Origin of the sequence: Citricoccus sp. (genome assembly GCF_032154715.1) — a bacterium.
In the GTDB taxonomy this organism is placed as follows: domain Bacteria; phylum Actinomycetota; class Actinomycetes; order Actinomycetales; family Micrococcaceae; genus Citricoccus.
This window is the reverse complement of the sequence record NZ_JALDXU010000013.1, coordinates 1-18,005: the sequence shown is the minus strand read 5'-3', so window position 1 is coordinate 18,005 and position 18,005 is coordinate 1. Positions and strand designations below refer to the sequence as shown.

At 69.6% G+C, this 18,005-nt stretch carries 17 protein-coding genes; 12 read left to right on the top strand and 5 right to left on the bottom strand.

Annotated features, from left to right (window positions below):
• Positions 1 to 12 precede the first annotated feature (12 nt).
• On the bottom strand, positions 13 to 861 hold the full coding sequence (locus RUH65_RS04025; RefSeq protein WP_313815912.1) for a patatin-like phospholipase family protein: 849 nt from the start codon (positions 859 to 861) through the stop codon (positions 13 to 15).
• 218 nt (positions 862 to 1,079) lie between these two features.
• On the opposite strand from RUH65_RS04025, the gene RUH65_RS04020 reads away from it, so the two are divergent.
• Positions 1,080 to 1,520 carry a VOC family protein gene (locus RUH65_RS04020; RefSeq protein WP_313815910.1) on the top strand — a complete coding sequence of 147 codons (441 nt, stop codon included), beginning with the start codon at positions 1,080 to 1,082 and terminating at the stop codon, positions 1,518 to 1,520.
• Positions 1,521 to 1,548: 28 nt separating this feature from the next.
• Here the strand turns inward: RUH65_RS04020 and RUH65_RS04015 are convergent, their stop codons facing one another.
• Positions 1,549 to 2,622, bottom strand: a complete 1,074-nt coding sequence (locus RUH65_RS04015; protein WP_313815909.1) for a DUF808 domain-containing protein — start codon at positions 2,620 to 2,622, stop codon at positions 1,549 to 1,551.
• A 386-nt stretch (positions 2,623 to 3,008) separates the two neighbouring features.
• On the opposite strand from RUH65_RS04015, the gene RUH65_RS04010 reads away from it, so the two are divergent.
• The gene (locus RUH65_RS04010; protein WP_313815908.1) at positions 3,009 to 3,530 is read left to right on the top strand and encodes a PACE efflux transporter; all 522 of its coding nucleotides are present in this window, start codon (positions 3,009 to 3,011) and stop codon (positions 3,528 to 3,530) included.
• A gap of 72 nt (positions 3,531 to 3,602) precedes the next feature.
• Here the strand turns inward: RUH65_RS04010 and RUH65_RS04005 are convergent, their stop codons facing one another.
• Positions 3,603 to 4,496 (bottom strand): patatin family protein, encoded by an 894-nt coding sequence (locus tag RUH65_RS04005; RefSeq protein WP_313815907.1) that lies wholly within the window; start codon positions 4,494 to 4,496, stop codon positions 3,603 to 3,605.
• Positions 4,497 to 4,527: 31 nt separating this feature from the next.
• On the opposite strand from RUH65_RS04005, the gene tpx reads away from it, so the two are divergent.
• Positions 4,528 to 5,028: a thiol peroxidase gene (gene tpx / locus RUH65_RS04000; protein ID WP_115931671.1), complete on the top strand. Its 501-nt coding sequence runs from the start codon at positions 4,528 to 4,530 to the stop codon at positions 5,026 to 5,028.
• 144 nt (positions 5,029 to 5,172) lie between these two features.
• Positions 5,173 to 6,378, top strand: a complete 1,206-nt coding sequence (locus RUH65_RS03995; protein ID WP_313815906.1) for a S1C family serine protease — start codon at positions 5,173 to 5,175, stop codon at positions 6,376 to 6,378.
• An 11-nt stretch (positions 6,379 to 6,389) separates the two neighbouring features.
• Here RUH65_RS03995 and RUH65_RS03990 read toward each other — a convergent pair whose 3' ends face one another.
• Entirely contained in the window at positions 6,390 to 7,772 is a 1,383-nt protein-coding gene (locus RUH65_RS03990) for an MFS transporter (protein ID WP_313815905.1), read from the bottom strand.
• Between the two features lie 9 nt (positions 7,773 to 7,781).
• Positions 7,782 to 8,585, bottom strand: a complete 804-nt coding sequence (gene zupT / locus RUH65_RS03985) for a zinc transporter ZupT (protein WP_188805677.1) — start codon at positions 8,583 to 8,585, stop codon at positions 7,782 to 7,784.
• Between the two features lie 74 nt (positions 8,586 to 8,659).
• On the opposite strand from zupT, the gene RUH65_RS03980 reads away from it, so the two are divergent.
• From RUH65_RS03980 to RUH65_RS03945, 8 genes are all read left to right on the top strand, one after another.
• The gene (locus RUH65_RS03980; protein ID WP_313815904.1) at positions 8,660 to 9,757 is read left to right on the top strand and encodes a serine hydrolase domain-containing protein; all 1,098 of its coding nucleotides are present in this window, start codon (positions 8,660 to 8,662) and stop codon (positions 9,755 to 9,757) included.
• Positions 9,758 to 9,843: 86 nt separating this feature from the next.
• Complete coding sequence (locus tag RUH65_RS03975) at positions 9,844 to 12,957, top strand: DUF4040 family protein (protein ID WP_313815903.1); 3,114 nt, start codon at positions 9,844 to 9,846, stop codon at positions 12,955 to 12,957.
• Between the two features lies 1 nt (position 12,958).
• Positions 12,959 to 13,438 (top strand): cation:proton antiporter subunit C, encoded by a 480-nt coding sequence (locus RUH65_RS03970; RefSeq protein ID WP_313815902.1) that lies wholly within the window; start codon positions 12,959 to 12,961, stop codon positions 13,436 to 13,438.
• On the top strand, positions 13,435 to 15,051 hold the full coding sequence (locus RUH65_RS03965) for a proton-conducting transporter membrane subunit (RefSeq protein ID WP_313815901.1): 1,617 nt from the start codon (positions 13,435 to 13,437) through the stop codon (positions 15,049 to 15,051). The genes RUH65_RS03970 and RUH65_RS03965 overlap by 4 nt, the downstream gene beginning before the upstream one ends.
• The gene (locus tag RUH65_RS03960) at positions 15,048 to 15,458 is read left to right on the top strand and encodes a Na+/H+ antiporter subunit E (RefSeq protein WP_313815900.1); all 411 of its coding nucleotides are present in this window, start codon (positions 15,048 to 15,050) and stop codon (positions 15,456 to 15,458) included. Before RUH65_RS03965 ends, RUH65_RS03960 begins: the two co-directional genes overlap by 4 nt.
• Positions 15,455 to 15,733: a monovalent cation/H+ antiporter complex subunit F gene (locus RUH65_RS03955; RefSeq protein WP_313815899.1), complete on the top strand. Its 279-nt coding sequence runs from the start codon at positions 15,455 to 15,457 to the stop codon at positions 15,731 to 15,733. The genes RUH65_RS03960 and RUH65_RS03955 overlap by 4 nt, the downstream gene beginning before the upstream one ends.
• Positions 15,733 to 16,134: a monovalent cation/H(+) antiporter subunit G gene (locus RUH65_RS03950; RefSeq protein WP_313815898.1), complete on the top strand. Its 402-nt coding sequence runs from the start codon at positions 15,733 to 15,735 to the stop codon at positions 16,132 to 16,134. Before RUH65_RS03955 ends, RUH65_RS03950 begins: the two co-directional genes overlap by 1 nt.
• A gap of 97 nt (positions 16,135 to 16,231) precedes the next feature.
• Positions 16,232 to 17,725 (top strand): NAD(P)/FAD-dependent oxidoreductase, encoded by a 1,494-nt coding sequence (locus RUH65_RS03945; RefSeq protein ID WP_313815897.1) that lies wholly within the window; start codon positions 16,232 to 16,234, stop codon positions 17,723 to 17,725.
• The last annotated feature ends 280 nt before the right edge of the window (positions 17,726 to 18,005 follow it).

Below are 18,005 nucleotides of genomic sequence, written 5' to 3'. Positions count from 1 at the left end.
AGGTGGCAACGTTCAGGCCGGGTGCATGCCGGCGATCCGGTCGAGTTCCACGGAGGTCGCCTGGTAGGCCAGTTCGGCCCGCTCCGCCGTGTGCTCGAGTGACATCAGCGCCTTGAGCCCACGGACCCGGGGCTTGCCGCCGGTGGGCAACACATAGACGGTGACCCCCTCGGGGACGTGCTCCAGGGCGTGGGTGAAGCTGTGCCGGCGGGTGATGTCCACGTAGACGCGGAGCGTCTCCACCATGGAGGTGGGGACCGTCATCTGCTGGTCGAGCTGGCCGGCCTGGAGCACGTAGATCGTCGTGGCCCCGCGGCGGACAGCCTGGCCCAGAGGTACCGAGGCGACCAGGCCGCCATCGAAGTAGTGCTCGTGATCGACGACGGTGGGAGGCAGGAGGCCTGGCACTGTGGCCGAGGCGACCACGGCAGGCACCAGCGGCCCCGTGTCGAAGGAGCGCTCCGCCGCCCGCTCGATCGAGGTGGCGACCGTGACGAAGGGCAGGTCGAGGTCCTCGATCTGGGTGCGGGGCGGGAAATGCATGGAGATCAGGTCGACGAGGGGCTTGGCGGACAACGTGTAGGTGCGGCCGCGGATCACTCGGCCCGCCTGGCGGGTCCAGGCTTGACCGAAGACGGCCCGGGCCTCGTCCGTCTGCCACATCTGGAGCATCTCGTGGGCGACGTCCGGGTGCGGGTCGCGGGCCACCACAGCGCCATTGATGGCCCCGACGGAGGTGCCGACGACGAGGTCCGGAGTGATGCCACGTTCGAACAAGGCTCTCAACTGCCCCACGTGCACGGCGCCGCGAACGCCTCCTCCCGCGAAGACGAAGGCGGTGCCCGACGATGTTGCTCTCACGCTTCGACTGTATTCCGGGCGTCCGGACGGTCCAAGGCTCCCGGTTCGACGCCGTGGGTCTCGGTGAGGAATCCGCCGTGGGGAATCCGCCGGGCTGCGCAGGATCGGAGGTGCGGCCCTCTCCTCGGGAGAACATGCTGGTGTCACAGCCTGAACCACCTCGAATGTGGGCGCCACACCGCCTCACCACTGGAACAAGACTAGAACTAGGAGCACTCATGAGTACCTCCCTCGCGACCTATATCTCCCTGCCCGGGCACACCGCCGAGGCGTTTGAGCACTGGCATGAGGTGTTCGGTGGCACGCTGGACCTGTTGCGCTATGCCGATGCGCCCATGGAGGGTATGCCTTTCGAGCCCGACCCGCAGGCGGTAGCCCATGTGACCCTGTCCCTGCCGGGCGGCGAGCTCGCCGGCGGCGACTCCATGGACGGCCAGGACTACCCGATCAGGGACACCGCATACTCACTGCTCTACACGGTGGAGAGTCCGGACCTCGCCCGGGAACTGATCGGCACGCTGATCTCCGGCGGCGGGTCCGAGAACATGCCGTTCGAGAAGGCACCCTGGGGCGACTGGTACGGCCAGGTCTTCGACCGCTTCGGCGTGATGTGGGCCTTCTCCGTCGAGTCTGCCGCGTCCAGCGACGCGGCCCGCTAGGCCGGCCGGTCGGCCTCGCAACGGCCCACTAGGCCGGCGGTTCGGATCCCGGGTCCTGAGCCGGACCCGGGCTCTGCGTCGTAGACCGGCGGCCCGGACGGTGACCGGCCACGGCGGCCCGGAGGGAACCGTCCTCGTGGCCGGCATCCTCCACGGCGTCGGATGACGTGCCGATCGGCAGCAGCCGGAGCAGAGGATGCAGCACGACCATGACGGCCAGGCCCCAGATCAACCCGATGACGGCCGAGCACAGCGTGTTCACCAGCCAGCCGAGGAACCCGCCCACGGCGGGCAGCGCGGCCACGGGGGCTTCGAGGGTATGGACCAGGTCATAGGGGGCATGCAGCCCCAGTTCGGCCGACTGCTGGAGCAGGATGTGCCCGCCGACCCACAGCATCGCGATGGTGCCGATGAACGTGATGGCGGCCAGGACCCGCGGCATGGCCTTGACCAGCATCTCGCCGAACCGCCGGGTTCCGGTGCCCTCTTTCTGAGCGAGGTGCAGGCCGACGTCGTCCATCTTGACGATCAGCGCCACGGCGCCGTACACGAGCACGGTGATCGCCACCGCCACCACGACGAGGATGAGGGCGCGGAACCAGATACTCTCGTCGGCGACCTCGTTCATGGAGATGACCATGATCTCGCAGGACAGGATGAAATCGGTGGTGATGGCCCCCTTGATCACCTTGTCCTCGGCCTCAGGCCCCTTCTCGGTGGCCGGAGTCTGCTTCTCGGCATGGTGGCCGCGCAGCTTGTGCCAGACCTTCTCGGCGCCCTCATAGCAGAGGTACGTGCCGCCCAGGATGAGGATCCACGGGATGATCCACGGGATGAACGCGCTGACCAGCAGGAGCGCCGGCAGGATGATCAGGAGTTTGTTCCGCAGCGAGCCCCAGAAGATCCTCTTGATCATCGGCAACTCGCGGGACGGGTCTGCCCCGGACATGTACTGCGGGGTGACGGCCGCGTCGTCGATCACGACGCCCACGGCCTTGGCGCCGGCCTTCGTGGCTCCGGCAGCGATGTCATCCACCGAGGCCGCCGCGATGCGGGCGAGGGCGGCGACGTCGTCCAGGAGGGCGACCAGTCCGCCGCTCACCGGTGGCCCCCGGACGGGTGGGCCGGGGGTACCGGGACTGGCGAGGCGGGCAGGGTCTCGCGGTCATCTCGCGTGATCGGCATGCTCAGAGCATACGACGACGGCGCACCAACCCATGACGGGGCCGGCAGGGAATAGCCGCGTCGTCCCGGGAGTTCAACCTTGGTAGAGTCACCACACGGCGTCATGGGACCACCGGTCCCCACCGATCCGTATCCGGCCACCCTGGACTTCTCGGGGCCTGCCGGGCGATCGGGCCACGACGCCGAGCATCTGCTTCCATGGACGCGAAACCGGTCGAGGCCTTCCCATGGATACATCTTGGAGGTCTTTTCGTTATGCCCGGCACTGCGCCCCACCCCTCGAGCGAGCCCACGACCGGGCCCGTGACTGACCCCGCGCCCGCCACTGACTCCGCGTCAGACGCCGTCCACCGTGAGGTGCCGTTGGCCCCCGGCGGCCGCCGGGCCCTGGTCGGTCGCCGCGTCTTCCCGACGCCGGCCGTGCGCCGCGTCGTCTACGCCGTCGTCTTCGAGGCGCTCGCCATCGGCTTCACCACGGTCATCCTCGCGCTGATGGGCAACCCGGCCGGCGCCAGCGCCGCCGTCGGGGTGTTGTCCTCCGTGGTGGCGTTGATCTGGAACATGGTGTTCAACACGCTGTTCGAGCGCTGGGAGCGGCGCTCGGGCCACACCGGCCGGCCCCTGCGCATCCGCCTGCTGCACACGCTGCTGTTCGAGCTCGGCCTGGTGATCGTCCTGGTGCCGGCCGTGGCCGTGCTGCTGCAGGTCGGTCTGTGGGAGGCCTTCCTCTATGAGGCGGCCCTGATCGTCTTCTTCCTCATCTACAACGCGGTCTACGCCTGGCTCTTCGACCGAGTGTTCGGGCTGCCTGACTCCGCTCAGTAGCGGTCAGGCTCAGTAGCGGTCAGCGCGCCACGGTCGGCGTCACGGCCGGCCCGCAGCGGCCACCGGGAGCCATCACGCCGCCGGCAGGCCGAGAAAGTCCCGGATGGCCGGCATCTCCCGGCGCGCCTGTGCCAGCCCGGCCTCGTGCGCGGCGGCGAGCTTGACCACGTCCTTCTCGCCATTGGACACCGGCATGGTCTCCGGCACGAAGAGGTAGGCCCGCCCCTGACGCTCGAGTTCGAACAACCGCTCCCGCGTCGTGTTGTACCGCTGCCACCGGGTGAGCAGCGCCTCGGCGATCGCCGGATGCCTGCGGAAGTAGCGCAGGTAGAACCGGGGAAACCGTTCCGGTGCCTTGACGTAACCGCGTTCGCGCGTGAGCACCGCCAGGAACCGGTCGTGGCCGGCGTCGACGGCGGCGGACAGGGGGATCCCACCGTCCGGGCCCAGGGCGCCGTCCACGTAGGTCCGCCCGTCCAGCCGAACCGGCGGCATGAGCACCGGCATCGTGGAGGAGGCACGGACCCGCACCATCAGGTCGGCCAGTTCCTCGATGTCCTCGCGGCCCCACCACACGGGCTGGCCCGACTCGGCGTCGAAGGCACCCAGCCGCAGGGTCGCCGGGTTGGCCAGGAAGGTCTCCCACGGGTAGGGGAGGGCCTGGTCCGGGAGGCCGGTCTCCTCGTAGATGTACTTGGCGTTGAACAAGCCGTCCCCGCGCAGGAACGTCTTCCAGTTGCCGAACTTCGGATCGGCGGCGAAGTCCACGAAGGAATGCCGTGCCCGCCACGGGTCCCGGGCCAGGTAGTTGGCCGTATTGGACGACCCGGCCGAGATGCCGGCCACGAAGTCCAGGTGGATGCCCGCCTCAAGCAGGGCGACCGCCACAGCGGACGTGTAGGACGCCCGCATCCCACCGCCCTCGAAGAGCAGTGCGGTATCGGTGACATTGCTGCGCAGTTCCACCTCGCCAGCCTAAACCGCTAGGTTGGAGCGCATGGCAACCACCGCATTCAAGTCCAGCCCCGTCAACACGGTCGGGGAGCTGCCCGCCGAGGGCACCCCCGCACCCGCCTTCACCCTCACCGGGTCCGACCTGGCACCGGTCACCCTGGAGTCCCTGGCCGGGCGCACGATCGTGCTGAACATCTTTCCCTCCATGGACACCGGCGTCTGCGCGCAGTCCGTCCGCACGTTCAACAAGGCGGCCGCGGACCTGGAGAACACCACCGTGGTGGCCGTCTCGGCCGACCTGCCCTTCGCTGCCGGCCGCTTCTGCACCGCCGAGGGCATCGACCACGTCACCACCGGCTCGGTGTTCCGTTCCACCTTCGGCGAGGACTACGGGGTCACCCTGGCCGACGGGCCCATGGTCGGACTCCTGGCCCGGGCCGTCATCGTGATCGACCCGCAGGGCACGGTGACCTACACCGAGGTCGTCCCGGAGATCACCACCGAACCGGACTACGACTCCGCCCTGGCAGCCGTCCGCGGCTGATCTGATTCCGCCCGGTCCATCACGTCCCGTCCTGATCACCGGAGTACCGTGAAAGACCTTGAGAACACGGGGGATCCCGACCGCCCGCCGGTCGGGGTCCCGCCCTTTCCGGACCGGCCCCCCGCCGTCGGTCCGATCTATGGCGTGCCCGCGCAGCAGTACCAGCCCGCACAGCAGCACCAGGCTCCGCATCCACCGCCACGCCGCCGACGCCGGAGCCCTGCCTATCGCCTGATCGTCGCCTCGGGATTCCTTGCCGCAACCATCCTGGCCGGTGGCGTGGGCCTGTTGATCTTCGAGGAGATCCAGGACATCGTGGCGGCACAGGACCACGGGCCGGCGTTACCGGCCACCGGCGGCGTCCCTCTCGGCGAGGCCCTGCAGCACAGCCACGACGGGATCCAGGTGGACTGGGAAGCCGGCCCGAACCTGAACGACGCCGGCCTGGACCAGGGCACCCGGGTCACGGATGCCCCGGGGGTGCTCATGGTGGACACCCAGTTGATGAGTGGCATGGGCACCGGCACAGGGGCCGTCCTCACCGATGACGGGCTGGCCATCACCAACTACCACGTCGTCGAGGACGCGTCCGAGGTCTCGGTGACCGTCGCGGACTCCGGTGAGGTCTACACGGCCACGGTGCTGGGACGCGATTCGCTGCACGATGTCGCCGTGCTGCAGATCGAGGACGCGCCCTCCCTGGCCACGGCCTCCATCAACACGGAGCTCCCGGACCGGGGTGAGCCCACGGCGGCCGTCGGCAACGGTGGTGGCCAGGGATACCTCACGGCCGTGACCGGTGAGCTGACCGGACTGGACGAGTCGATCGTGGCCTCCTCCGGTGCCCCTGATGACATGTCCCGGCTGTCGGGTCTCATCGAGACCAGTGCGGACGTGATCCCGGGCTACTCGGGTGGGCCCTTGGTGGACGGGGACGGCCAGGTCATCGGCATCACCACGGCGGCATCCCAGGGGGAGACGGCCGAGGAGGTGGACGGGTATGCCATTCCGGTGACCGTGGCCCTGGACGTGGTGGAGCAGGTCCTCTCCGGTGAGGAGACGGACTCCGTCAGCATCGGGATGGACGGCGCCCTGGGCATCGTGGTGGGCACTGAGCAGGAGCAGGCGGTCGTGATCGAGGTGACGCCGGGTTCCTCTGCCGATCAGCTCGGACTCCGGGAACGGGACATCGTCCGCACCGTGGACGGCCAGCCCGTGACCTCGGCCGCCGAGCTCTCGACAATCGTCAACGACCACAACGTGGGGGACATCATCACCGTCGAGTGGACCACCGAGGCGGGCGACGAGCGTTCGGGGGAGGCCACCCTGCAGGAGGCCGTCGTCTACTGACCGGCGGCCGGTCAGCCCCGCTGCACCGTGATCTCGTCATCCACATAGACACGGGCGGAGACGCGGAGTCCGGCCAGGGCCAAGACGACTCCGGAGCAGGCCAGCAGGATGAGCACCAGAATCCAGTTGCCCGTGGCCGCATGAATCAAGCCGACGGCCATCGGGCCGACGGCGGCCACGATGTAGCCGTAGGGCTGGACGAAGCCGGACAGCCGTGCGGTGACATGCGGCTGCCGGCTGCGCGCGGGGATCAGGGCGATCGCGGTCGGGAACGCGAAGCCGCCCAGACCCAGCAGGATGGCCCACCACAGGCCGCCCTCGGCCGGGGCCAGCAGCATCCCGGCCCAGCCGGCGGTGGTGGCGATGCCGAAGCCGATCATCCACGGGGCCAGAGTCCTGGACCGGTCGATCACGGTGGGCATCACGAGCCCGCCGACCACGCCCAGCGCCGCGACCACGGACAGCAGGGCACCGGCCAGAGTGGCGTCCAGTCCGGCGTCCCGGTACATCTGCGGCAGCCAGCCGAACTGGACATAGGCGTTCATGGACTGCATCCCGAACAGCACCATGAGGAACACGGCCGTGGGGGAGGACCGCAGCGGCCGGTCTGGTTCGTCCTTCGGCGGGGTGCCCGGGAAGTCGTGCCCTGTGCGGCGGGCCACCAGCAGCCACAACACCAAGGGCACGACGGCGGCCAGCCCCCAGAATCCGAGTGACCACCTCCAGCCCTCGGCCGGGTCACCGGCGGACAGGGTGGTGCCGGCCGCTTCGGCCAGAGGTGCGGCGAGGCCGGAACCGGCGGATCCGCCCACCGTGAGGAACATGCTGTAGAGGGTCATCAGGGCCACCGTGCGGCCACCGCCATGCCGTTTGATCCACGCGGGGACCAGGACGTTGCCCACGGCCATGCCGGCCAGCGCCAGGGCGGTGAACGGGATGAAGACCCAGATGGACGGGGCGAAGGGGCGCAACAGCAGGCCGACGACCATCACGATCAGGCTGAGCGCGATGGTCAGGGAGAGCCCCGCCCGGCGACCCAGGCTCACGGCCACGAATCCCACGAGCCCGAACATCAGCCCCGGCAGTGCCGTGATGACCCCGGCCACGGTGCCGTCGATCTCCAGGGACGCGGACACCTCGGCCAGGACCGGTCCCAGGGCGGTGGCCCCCGGACGCAGGTTGACGGCGATGAACACCACGGCCAGCACCGCCAGCGTGACGCCGATCGTTCCCCGCCCGGCCCGCGCATCCCGCCCGGTCCGTCCGTCCCGCGGGGCCGGATCGGCAGAGGATGCACCGGCCGAGGATGCGCCGGTCGTGGGTCCGCCAGGTGTGGGTTCACCAGGAGTGGGTGCGGCGGCGGTGCCGGGGTTGGTGCCGGGGTCGGTGGTCATGGGTCAGTTCTACAGCGTCGCGAACAGCAACAGCGAAACGGCCATGACGGCCATGCCGGCCACGAGCCCATACATGGCCAGATGGTGCTTCCCATACTCGCGCGCGGTGGGCAACAGCTCATCGAGGGAGATGAACACCATGATGCCGGCCACCAGGGCGAAGGTGAGCCCCAGGGTGAAGTCGTTCATGAACGGCATCAGCAGGGCGAAGCCGATCAGCGCACCGGCCGGTTCAGCCAGTCCGGAGAGGAAGGACCATCGGACGGCCTTGCGGCGGGATCCGGTCGCCTCGCGGATCGGCACGGCCACGGCCACGCCCTCCGGGATGTTGTGCAGGGCGATCGCCAGGGCCACGGGCAGTGCCACCTGCAGGTCGGTCAGTCCGGCGATGAACGTGGCGAAGCCCTCGGGGAAGTTGTGCACGCCGATGGCCAGGGCGGTCACGGTGCCGGTCTTCATCATCCGGCGGCGCTTCACGGCCGCAGCCGGATCGTGGACCAAGCCGGGCTCGTGCGGGTTGATCTGCTCGGGCACCAGCCGGTCGATGACGCCGATCAGCAGGATTCCGGCGAAGAACGCGGCACCGGCGGCCCACGGTCCGGCAGCCGGCCCGTTGGCCGCGGTCAGGGAGTCCAGGGCTTTGGGCATGATCTCCATGAAGGAGACATAGAGCATGACGCCGGCCGAGAAGCCCAGCGAGACGGACAGGAACGCTCCGGATGCGCGCCGCGGGACCACCGAGATCAGCCCGCCGATACCGGTGCAGAGGCCGGCGAGCAGTGTCAGCCCGAAGGCCAGCCAGAAGTTCTCCACCAGCCGAGTGTAGGGCGGCCCGGTGCCGACGCCGGCACGGGACATGGTGCGCGGAGCTTCATTACGCTGGGACCGTGCAAGCCTCCGATCTCCTCGAACTGGCGGCCTCCCGTGGAGCCTCGGTGCAGCTGGCCGTGATCCACCGCGGCCAGACCGTGGTAGACGGGGCCGTCCGCTGCCGGCCCGATGCCCTGGGCTGGCTGTTCTCCGCCTCCAAGCCCTTCACCTCCCTGTTGGTGCACCGGCTCGCCGGCGAGGGCCTGCTCGACCTCGATGCACCCGTGGCCACGTACTGGCCCGACTACGGCGCGGGCCGCCGGTGGCCGCGGAACGAGAGGACCTCGAAAGCCGGGACCACCCTCCGCGAGGTCTTGACACACCGCTCCGCCGTCCCCTCGGCCGGGCCCTATCCGGCCGCCGTGGTGGCCATGCACCGCACCGAGGCGTCCCTGCGGCGGGTGGCGGCAGGCCGGCGTCGGGACCGGAGATACGGTGCCGGGCCCGCCTACCAGCCTCTTGATTTCGGGTTCATCCTCGCGGAGGTGGCACGGCGGGCTGCCGGGCGGGCCACCGGAGTGGACGGAGAAATGGGTTGGGCGGGGCTGCTGCGGGAGCTGGTCCTGGAGCCGGCCGGACTCCAGGACGTTCATCCCGGTGTGCCGGACGCCGAGCTGCACCGCTGCCTGCCCTTCGACGGCTCCCTTCGCGCCGCCCCGGGCGGACCCGTGATCGCGGCCCTGCTGAACCGCCGGGTCGTCCGGCAGGCCCAGATCCCGGCCGCCGGGATCTCCACGACAGCACTGGAGCTCGCCCGGTTCTACCGGGATCTGCTCCAGGCCCCGGAGCGGGAGGCGCTGTGCGCGCCGAGCTCGGACGGGGGCCCGGACGGCTGGACCCGGCTGCCCACCCGCTGGGGCACCGGGGTGCAACTCGGCGGCACCGGAGCGGGATGCCCGCTGGGGGAGACCAGCACGGAACGGACCTTCGGGCACAACGGATCGGACGTCTGTCTGGGGTGGGCGGACCCGGACCTGGACCTGGCCGTCGGCCTGGTGACCGACCGGGCCAGCGGCCACCCGGCCGATCGGCGGCTGCTGGTGGATCTGTCCGACGCCATTCGTTCGCTGGCAGCGAACGACTCCGAGGACAGTCCCCGAATCGCGACTGCTTAAAGGGCGTCGCGCCGGCCGCCGCGATAACGGCTCAGACAGGGCCGCCCTGGACCGCGGGTCCACCGGGCTTCGGTAGGGTGAGTCGCATGTCCATCGCCCTCACGCTTGCCCTGCTGGCGGTCGGCCTCATCCTCACCCCACTGTTCTGCCGCTGGCTGGGACGCAACGCCGGCTGGCCGCTGGCCGCCGCCTACCTGGGCGCCGCGGTGCTCTATCTTCCGGCCCTGCAGGCGGGCGGCTCCGCCGGTACGGGGAGCGATTCCGGACCGGCCGCGAACACGTGGTCCATCCCCTGGATCCCGGCGTGGGGGATCGACCTGTCTTTCGCCGCGGACCCCATCTCAAGCGTCTTCACGCTGATCTCCCTGCTCATCGGTGCCGTCGTGCTGGTGTACTCCACCCGGTACCTCGACGCCGGGATGCGGCCCTCGGCGTACCTGAGCTTCTACCTCGGCATGGCCCTGTTCACGGTGTCGATGGTCGGTCTGGTCACCGCCGATGACCTGATGGTGCTGTTCCTGTGCTGGGAGCTCACCTCACTGGCCTCGTTCCTGCTCATCGCCCGCTCCGGTCGCTCCGCTTTCGCCCCGTCCATGCGCACTCTGCTGGTGACGTTCCTCGGCGGACTGGCCCTCCTCGTGGCCGTCGTCCTGGTGGCCGTGCGCGCCGGCACCACCGACCTCTCGGAGATCCTGGACCCCGAGGCCGCTGGAGGCCTGTGGACGTCCGATCCGGCGTTCACCACCACCATCGGACTGCTCATCGCGCTCGCCGCGATGACCAAGTCCGCCCAGTTCCCGTTCCACTCCTGGCTGCCGGACGCCATGGCCGCCATCACCCCGGTGTCCGCCTACCTCCACGCCGCCGCAGTCGTCAAGGCAGGCATCTTCCTGCTCCTGCGGTTCTCCCCGGCGTTCCATGACAACGCGCTGTGGTCGGTCCTGCTCGTCACCGCAGGCCTCGTCACCGCCCTCGTCGGCGGCTGGCGGGCGCTGCAGCAGCACGACCTCAAGAAGCTGATGGCCTACTCGACGGTCAGCCAGCTCGGGCTCATCGTCGCGGCCATCGGCACCGGCACGGAGGCCGGCATCGCCGCCGCCCTGATCCACACCATCGCGCACGCCCTGTTCAAGTCCGGCCTGTTCATGATGGTCGGGGTGGTGGACCACGCCACGGGCACGCGTGACCTGCGTCAGATGCCCGTGCTGCGCCGTGTCCTGCCCGGCACCTTCGCGGTGACGGTCCTGGGTGCCGGGGCGATGGCCGGCATCCCGCCGCTGCTCGGCTTCGTCTCCAAGGAGTCCATCTTCACCGCGCTCAACGCCTGGTCCACGGATTGGGTGGCCGCCGGAGCTGCCGCCGCAACCCTGCCCGCCTGGGCTGGCCCCGCGGCCCTGGCCGGTGCCGCCCTCGGATCCGTCCTCACGGTGGCCTACTGCGCCAAGATCGTGGTGGGCGGCTTCTGGGATCCCCGGCGTGCCACGGCACCGGAGCCCGCACCGGCAGCGAGTCACGCCCACAACGATGACGCCGGCCACGCGCCCGGCACCATCCTCGTGGGCTCCACCGCGCTGCCGATCCTGGCCTCCGTGGCCGCGTTGTTCGCCCTGCCCCTGCTGGACACCGCCGTTGGCGCGGCGGCCACGGCTGCCCTGCCCGGAGCGGAGGTGCACCCGCACTTCGTCCTGTGGCACGGTGTCACCCCGGAACTGCTGACCACCGTGGCCGTGCTGGCTGTGGGCCTGGGCACCCTGGCGTTCCGTCACCGTCTCTGGCCCGCCCTGGAACGGGCAGAGCTGCCCTTCAGCGGGTCCGGGCTGATCGAGTCCGCCACCGCGGCACTGGCGGCGCTCGGCTCAGGGGTCAACCGTCTCACCGCGCGGGACGCCGCCGCCTCCCACGCGGCCATGATGGTGCTGTCCCTGGCCGCCATCGTGGTGCCCGGAGTGCTCCTCCTGAACGCCGGCGGCTCCCTGCCGCCGCTGCAGCCGAACCTCAACCGGGCGTCGGACATCGTGCTGCTGATCCTGCTGGCCGTCTCGGCGCTGGGCGTGGCCATGGCCCGCTCCCGCCTCGGTGCCACCGTGGCGCTGTCCGCTGTCGGGATCCTGGTCACCGTGCAGATCGTCTCCCTCGGCGCCCCGGACGTGGCCCTCACCCAGCTGCTCGTGGAGTCCCTGACCGTCATCGTCATCATGCTGGTCCTGCAGAAGCTGCCGCGGACCTTCCGGCGCGTCCGCACCCGGCGCGCCGTGCCGGCCGCCCTCATCTCCGTGAGCGCCGGGCTGGCGACCGGCCTGGCCGTCTGGGGGCTGACCGGCCGCCGGGAGAAGTCGGAGGTCGGCACCTACCTGCTCGAGAACGGCCAGGACATCACCGGCGGGGTCAACATCGTCAACGTCATCCTGGTGGAGTTCCGGGCGCTGGACACCCTCGGGGAACTGGCCGTGCTGGGGATGACCGGGGTGGCCATTGCCGCCATTCTCTCCACCATCCGCAATCGCCACCTGGACCCTCAACTGATGCCGGCAACGCCCGGCGAGGACGACGGCTCCGGCGCCCCGGAGGGTCCCGAGCTGGGCACCCCGACCGCTCGGCGCGCCATTCTGGACTCGTGGGCCAACACCAGCCAGTTGCAACTGATGCTCAAGGTGATCCTGCCGATTCTCGCCGTGGTCTCAGCGATCCTCTTCCTCCGCGGTCACAACGAGCCCGGCGGTGGGTTCATCGCTGCACTGGTCGGCTCGGCCGTGGTCGGACTGCTGTACCTTTCGACCTCGAAGGACCGTCAGATCGGTCCTCCACGTGCCCCGTTGTTCCTCATCGGCGGCGGCGTGGTGATCGCCGTGACCATCGGCCTGGTGAACATGGCGTTCACGGGGACCTATATGGAACCCCAGCACGGTTATCTCCTGGGGCAGCACGTGACCACGTCCATGATCTTCGACGCCGGCGTCTACCTCGCCGTGATCGGCCTGGTCATGCTGGCCTTCAACGTCCTCGGTACGGCACCCGCCTCCGCCGAGCAGGAAGGCGGCGAAAGCACCCGGGAGCGCGTGGATGAGGCCTTCCTGGGTGAGATCGACACCCCGGCACCGGACACCCAGGAGGAAGCCGCACCCGTGACCAGCTCCATCCCCGTCCGGCCGCAGACGCAACACATCTCGTCCGGCGTCCGGCCCGAAGAATGGGGGCGGTGACATGTTCGACTCCATCTTCGTCCTTGCCATCACCGTCGGGGTGCTGACTACCGCCGGAGTCTGGCTGCTGCTGCAAAGGGACATGGTGCGCGCCATCTTCGGGCTCACCCTGATCTCCCACTCCGCGAACCTTCTGCTGCTGGCCAGCGGTGTACCCGGGTGGCGCCACGAGCCGCTCATGGACAGCACCTCCGTCGCCGAGTCCGCCGACCCATTGCCACAGGCCTTCGTGCTGACGGCCATCGTCATCGCCATGGCCACCACCATCCTTATGCTCGCGCTGGCGGTCATCGGGCGGAACGACGATCAGGAGAGGTCACCCATCGTCAGCGACCACGACGAGCCAGATGAGCCAGACGACCGGCCATCAAACCCGCCAGCCGGACAGCACGACGTCCAGTCAGGCATCAGGCACGACAGCCAGACCGCCAGCCAGCCAGAGCACCAGCCAGGGAACCAGCAGGGGGTGGACCACGCATGACCGACCAGTTCATCGGTTCCCTGCTGCCGCTCTTCGTGGCCGTCCCCCTGCTGTTCGCCGGGATCTCGGTGATCCTGCGCCGCCGGGTACTGGACCGCATCCTCATCATCGCCGTTCCGGTGCTGGTGCTGGCCTCCGCCGTCGCGCTGATGGTCCATCACCAAAACGCCCCGGTCCTGGCCAGCGCGATCGGCAGCTTTGAGGGCGGGATCGCCATCCCGTTCGTCTCGGACACGCTGACGGCGGTGCTGCTGGCGACGACCGGCCTGGCGACCGCGGCTTCGTGCTGGTTCCTCACCGCCTCCGGCGAGGACCGGCTGCGGTTCGTTCCGGCTCTCGCACTGCTGCTGATGTCCGGCGTCAACGGCGCCCTGCTGACCGGAGACCTGTTCAACCTCTTCGTGTTCGTTGAGGTCATGCTGCTGCCCTCTTATGCGCTGATCGCCGTGACGGGCACGTGGCGGCGGCTCGGGATCAGCCGTATGTTCGTGATCGTCAACCTCGTCACCAGCGCGATCCTGGTGATGGGCGTGGGCCTCGTCTACGGCTCGGCGGGCACCGTCAACCTGGCCGCCCTGGCCGGACAAGCCGGCGAGGACCCGCAAGTGGCCCTGGCCGTCACGGTCGTTTTGCTGGCCCTGGCCATCAAGGCCGGGGTGGTCCCCGTCCACGGCTGGATGCCGCGCGCCTACCCGGGCACCTCGGCGGGCATCATGGCGCTGTTCTCCGCACTCCACACCAAGGTCGCGCTGTACGCGATCTTCCGGATCTACTTCACCGCGTTCGCGCCGGGAGGCTCTGCCGGCCCGGCTGGAAACACGGTCACGACGTCGGCCCCCCACGGCACGGCGACCACGGTCGCGGTGGTGATCGCCGTCGTCGTCCTCGCCACCATGGTGCTGGGGGCGCTCGGGTCACTCGGCGAGAGCCGCTTCCGCGGGGTCATGGCCTTCCAGATGATCGCCGGTGTGGGCCACATCCTCATCGGCGTGGCCATCGCCTCACCGGCCGCCGTGGCAGCCGGCCTGTTCTACCTCATCCACCATGTGGTCACCATGGCATCACTGCTGACCACGGCCGGTGCGGTCGAGCAGACCTATGGAACCGGGATCCTCGGCAAGCTCTCCGGAATGCTGCACCGGGACCGTCTGGCCGCCGTCGTGGTCGCCCTCGGACTGCTGTCCCTGGCCGGCCTCCCGCCGACCTCGGGCCTGTGGGCCAAGCTGGGGCTGGCCGTCTCGGTGGTCGGTCCCGAGGATGGTGGCAACCCTGCGTGGTACACCCCGGTGTTCCTGACCGCGATCGTGGTGGCCTCCGTGGCGACCCTCGTGGCTCTGCAACGCTTGTGGGGCCGGTCCTTCGCCGGCGAGCCGCTGCGCCTGTACCGGCCGGTCCTGGCCGACGGCAGCCGGGACCGTGGTCCGGAGGAAGCGGTGCCGGACTCGGTCCGGATCCCGGGCCGATTGCTGGCTCCGGGCGTCGTGATGATCGGAGTCTCCGTGCTGCTCTTCGTCTTCGCCGGTACGCTGATGCCGTTCATCGAGACGGCGGCGGCCGGCCTGTTCGAGACCGGACCCTATGTGGAGGCGGTCCTGGGAGGTGGCATCGAATGAGTGATCATTGGCGCTTCAGCATCTGGAACATGGTCCGCTACCTGGTCTGGCTGATCGGTCAGGTCATCTCGGGGTCGTTGCTGGTCGCCCGGCGGACCCTCACGCCCGGCACGTTCGCCCAACCGTCGATCGTGAGTTTTCCGCTGCGGGGTACCACGGATCTCGAGGTGACGTGGATGGCCTCCTCCATCACCATCACCCCGGGAACCCTGGTGGTCGGCACGGCACATGGCACGGACACCGAGCCGGCCACGGTCTTCGTGCATTCCGTGTTCGACGCGGACCGGGACTCTGTGAGAGAGGGACTGCGGGACATGGAGGATCGTCTGTTGAGGATGACACGGGGCAGCGGCTGGGATGATCGGCCCGAGGTGCGAGCAGATGCTCAGGAAGGGCGGCGTCCATGATCTTCGACTCCATCCCGGACCTCGTACTTGCCCTGGCCATGGGAATTCTCGCCGCCGCGGTGATCCTGGGCCTCTGCCGGGTCTACTCCGCCACCTCGGCTGCCGAACGGGCGGTGGTCGGCGACCTCGTGTACTTCGCCTCCATCGGCATCCTGATGATCATCGGCGTCCAGACCGAATCGGCCATCGTCCAGGACGCCGCCATGCTGGCAGCCTTCCTGGGTATCCTGGCCACCGTGGCCCTGGCCCGCATCCTCACGAGGGGAGAACGCTGATGACCGCATTCGACGTCTATGAATTGGTGTCGGCCGTTTTCATCCTCGGCGGGGGCCTGTTCGTGTTGCTCTCGGCCACGGCCATGCTTAGGGCGAAGGACGCTCTGCAGATGATGAACGTGTTCTCTTCGGCCACCGGCATGGGACTGCCACTGGCGGTCCTTGGCGTCTTCGTCCACCTGACGGGCCGCGACGGTTTCGAATGGTGGACGCTGTTGGTATCGCTCATGACGATCGCCGCACTGGTGATCGTCTCCTCCATGGCCTCTAACACCCTGGCCCGTGCGGCATATCAGTCCGGAGCGCCCCTGGACCCCGCAACGCGTCCGCAGGACTTGGCTGAGTCGGGCCCAGTCCGGGAGGCAGACGGGAGGACTGCCGGGGCGGTAGCCGACGACTGAGCGCGGCGTTCATCAAGATCTCATCCCCGGCTCATCCACGTCTCATTCCGGCCCTGCAGGATATTCACAGGATCTTCAAAGGACGGAAGCAGACCCCATGGCTCAGCAGACACCGCAGGACAGGACAGGCGCTCAGGCGGCGCGTACCAGTGGCGGCCGCAGGGCCGTCGTCGTCGGTTCCGGGCCCAACGGGCTCACCGCTGCCGCGGTGCTGGCCCGGGCCGGCTGGGAGGTGGACGTCCACGAGCGCCACTCGGCCTACGGCGGTGCCTCGGCCTCCACCGACCTTCTGGGCCCGGGAACCATCGTGGACCTGGGGGCCGCAGGCCACTCCTTCGGCGTGGCCAGTCCCGTCTTCCGTGACCTGGGACTGACCGATCACGGCCTGGCATGGCTCCATCCGGAACACCCCATGGCGCACCCGCTCGACGGGCAGCCCGCGGCCCTCCTGCAGGACTCGATGGAGGCCACGGTCAGGGACTTGGGACGAGATGGAGCGGCCTGGCAGCGACTGCACGCACCCCTGGTCGGCAACATCGACGCCCATCTGGAGAACATCCTGGGCCCCTCCCTGGTCCGCCTGCCTCCGCACCTGATCAGCATGGCCCGGTTCGGGGTGCGGGCGCTCTGGCCGTCCGGAGCCCTCGGCCGCACGATCTTCCGCGACGAGCCGGCCCGCGCCCTGTTCGCAGGGTCCTCCATCCATGCCATCCTGCCGCCCTCACATGTGTTGACCTCGGCCTTCGGCCTGATCTTCGGGGCCCTCGGCATGACCCGCGGCTGGCCTGTCGCCCGGGGCGGATCCCAGGGAATCGTGGACGCGCTGGCCTCGGTCCTGCACGCCCACGGGGGCCGCATCCACCTGAACCACGAGGTCACCGACCTCGGTGAGTTCGCCGGTGCCGATGCGATCCTGCTCGACCTGACGCCGCGCCAGCTGCTGCAACTCCAGGGCGCCGACCTCACCGATCGCTACGCCGGCCATCTCCGGCGGTGGACATACGGCACCGGGGCGTCCAAGATCGACTATCTGCTCGACGGGCCGGTCCCATGGACGGACTCGAGGGTCGGTGGCGCCGGCACCGTCCACGTGGGTGGGACGCTCGCTGAGATGGAATACGCGGAGCGCGAGGCCAAGGCCGGACGGCTCCCGGAGAGGCCCTTCGTCATGGTGTGCCAGCAGCAGGGGGCGGATCCCTCCCGGGCCACCGGTGAGGCGGCAGGCAAGACCGTGCTGTGGACCTACGCCCACGTGCCCGGCGGCTATGACGCCCCGGTCGACGGCTTGATCGAAGCACAGATCGAGCGCTTCGCCCCCGGATTCCGGGATCGCATCGTCCGCCGGGTGGCCACCCCGCCGTCGGCGCTCGAGTCCTGGAACCCCAACCTCATCGGAGGGGACGTGGCCGGAGGGTCCATGGGCGGACTGCAGCAGATCCTGCGCCCCGCCCCGGTTCTCAGCCCCCACCGGACCTCCACGCCCGGCCTGTACCTGGCCTCCTCGTCCACGCCACCCGGCGGAGGAGTCCACGGCATGGCCGGACTCCATGCTGCCCGAGCCGCACTGGCCGACACCGCCGCCCACCGCTGACGCAGTTGGGGCCGCGCGGTGCCGGCCCTGCGGTCCGAAACCTCGCCGCACCTGTCGAACCCGCCGTCCCGGCACCTGGCTCCGCTGCACCGCACACGCCTCGAGAACCCGCAGTCCCGGCACCTGGCTTCTCCGCATCAAAGGCACCGTCCGTGCCCCCTTGCCCGCCGCACGCACCAGGTCTCAGCCGTACCCACACAGTTTCCGCCGTCCCCAACCGCACCAGCCCCTGCACCCACCCAGCCCCTGCACCCATCCCCGCACCCACCCACCTCCGCAC

Bases quoted from the DNA above. Each gene is read 5' to 3' on its own strand.
- RUH65_RS04020 (WP_313815910.1), top strand. From the start codon at position 1,080: ATGAGTACCTCCCTCGCGACCTATATCTCCCTGCCCGGGCACACCGCC.
- tpx (WP_115931671.1), top strand. From the start codon at position 4,528: ATGGCAACCACCGCATTCAAGTCCAGCCCCGTCAACACGGTCGGGGAG.
- RUH65_RS03990 (WP_313815905.1), bottom strand. From the start codon at position 7,772: ATGACCACCGACCCCGGCACCAACCCCGGCACCGCCGCCGCACCCACT.
- RUH65_RS03975 (WP_313815903.1), top strand. From the start codon at position 9,844: ATGTCCATCGCCCTCACGCTTGCCCTGCTGGCGGTCGGCCTCATCCTC.
- RUH65_RS03970 (WP_313815902.1), top strand. From the start codon at position 12,959: ATGTTCGACTCCATCTTCGTCCTTGCCATCACCGTCGGGGTGCTGACT.
- RUH65_RS03965 (WP_313815901.1), top strand. From the start codon at position 13,435: ATGACCGACCAGTTCATCGGTTCCCTGCTGCCGCTCTTCGTGGCCGTC.
- RUH65_RS03960 (WP_313815900.1), top strand. From the start codon at position 15,048: ATGAGTGATCATTGGCGCTTCAGCATCTGGAACATGGTCCGCTACCTG.
- RUH65_RS03955 (WP_313815899.1), top strand. From the start codon at position 15,455: ATGATCTTCGACTCCATCCCGGACCTCGTACTTGCCCTGGCCATGGGA.
- RUH65_RS03950 (WP_313815898.1), top strand. From the start codon at position 15,733: ATGACCGCATTCGACGTCTATGAATTGGTGTCGGCCGTTTTCATCCTC.
- RUH65_RS03945 (WP_313815897.1), top strand. From the start codon at position 16,232: ATGGCTCAGCAGACACCGCAGGACAGGACAGGCGCTCAGGCGGCGCGT.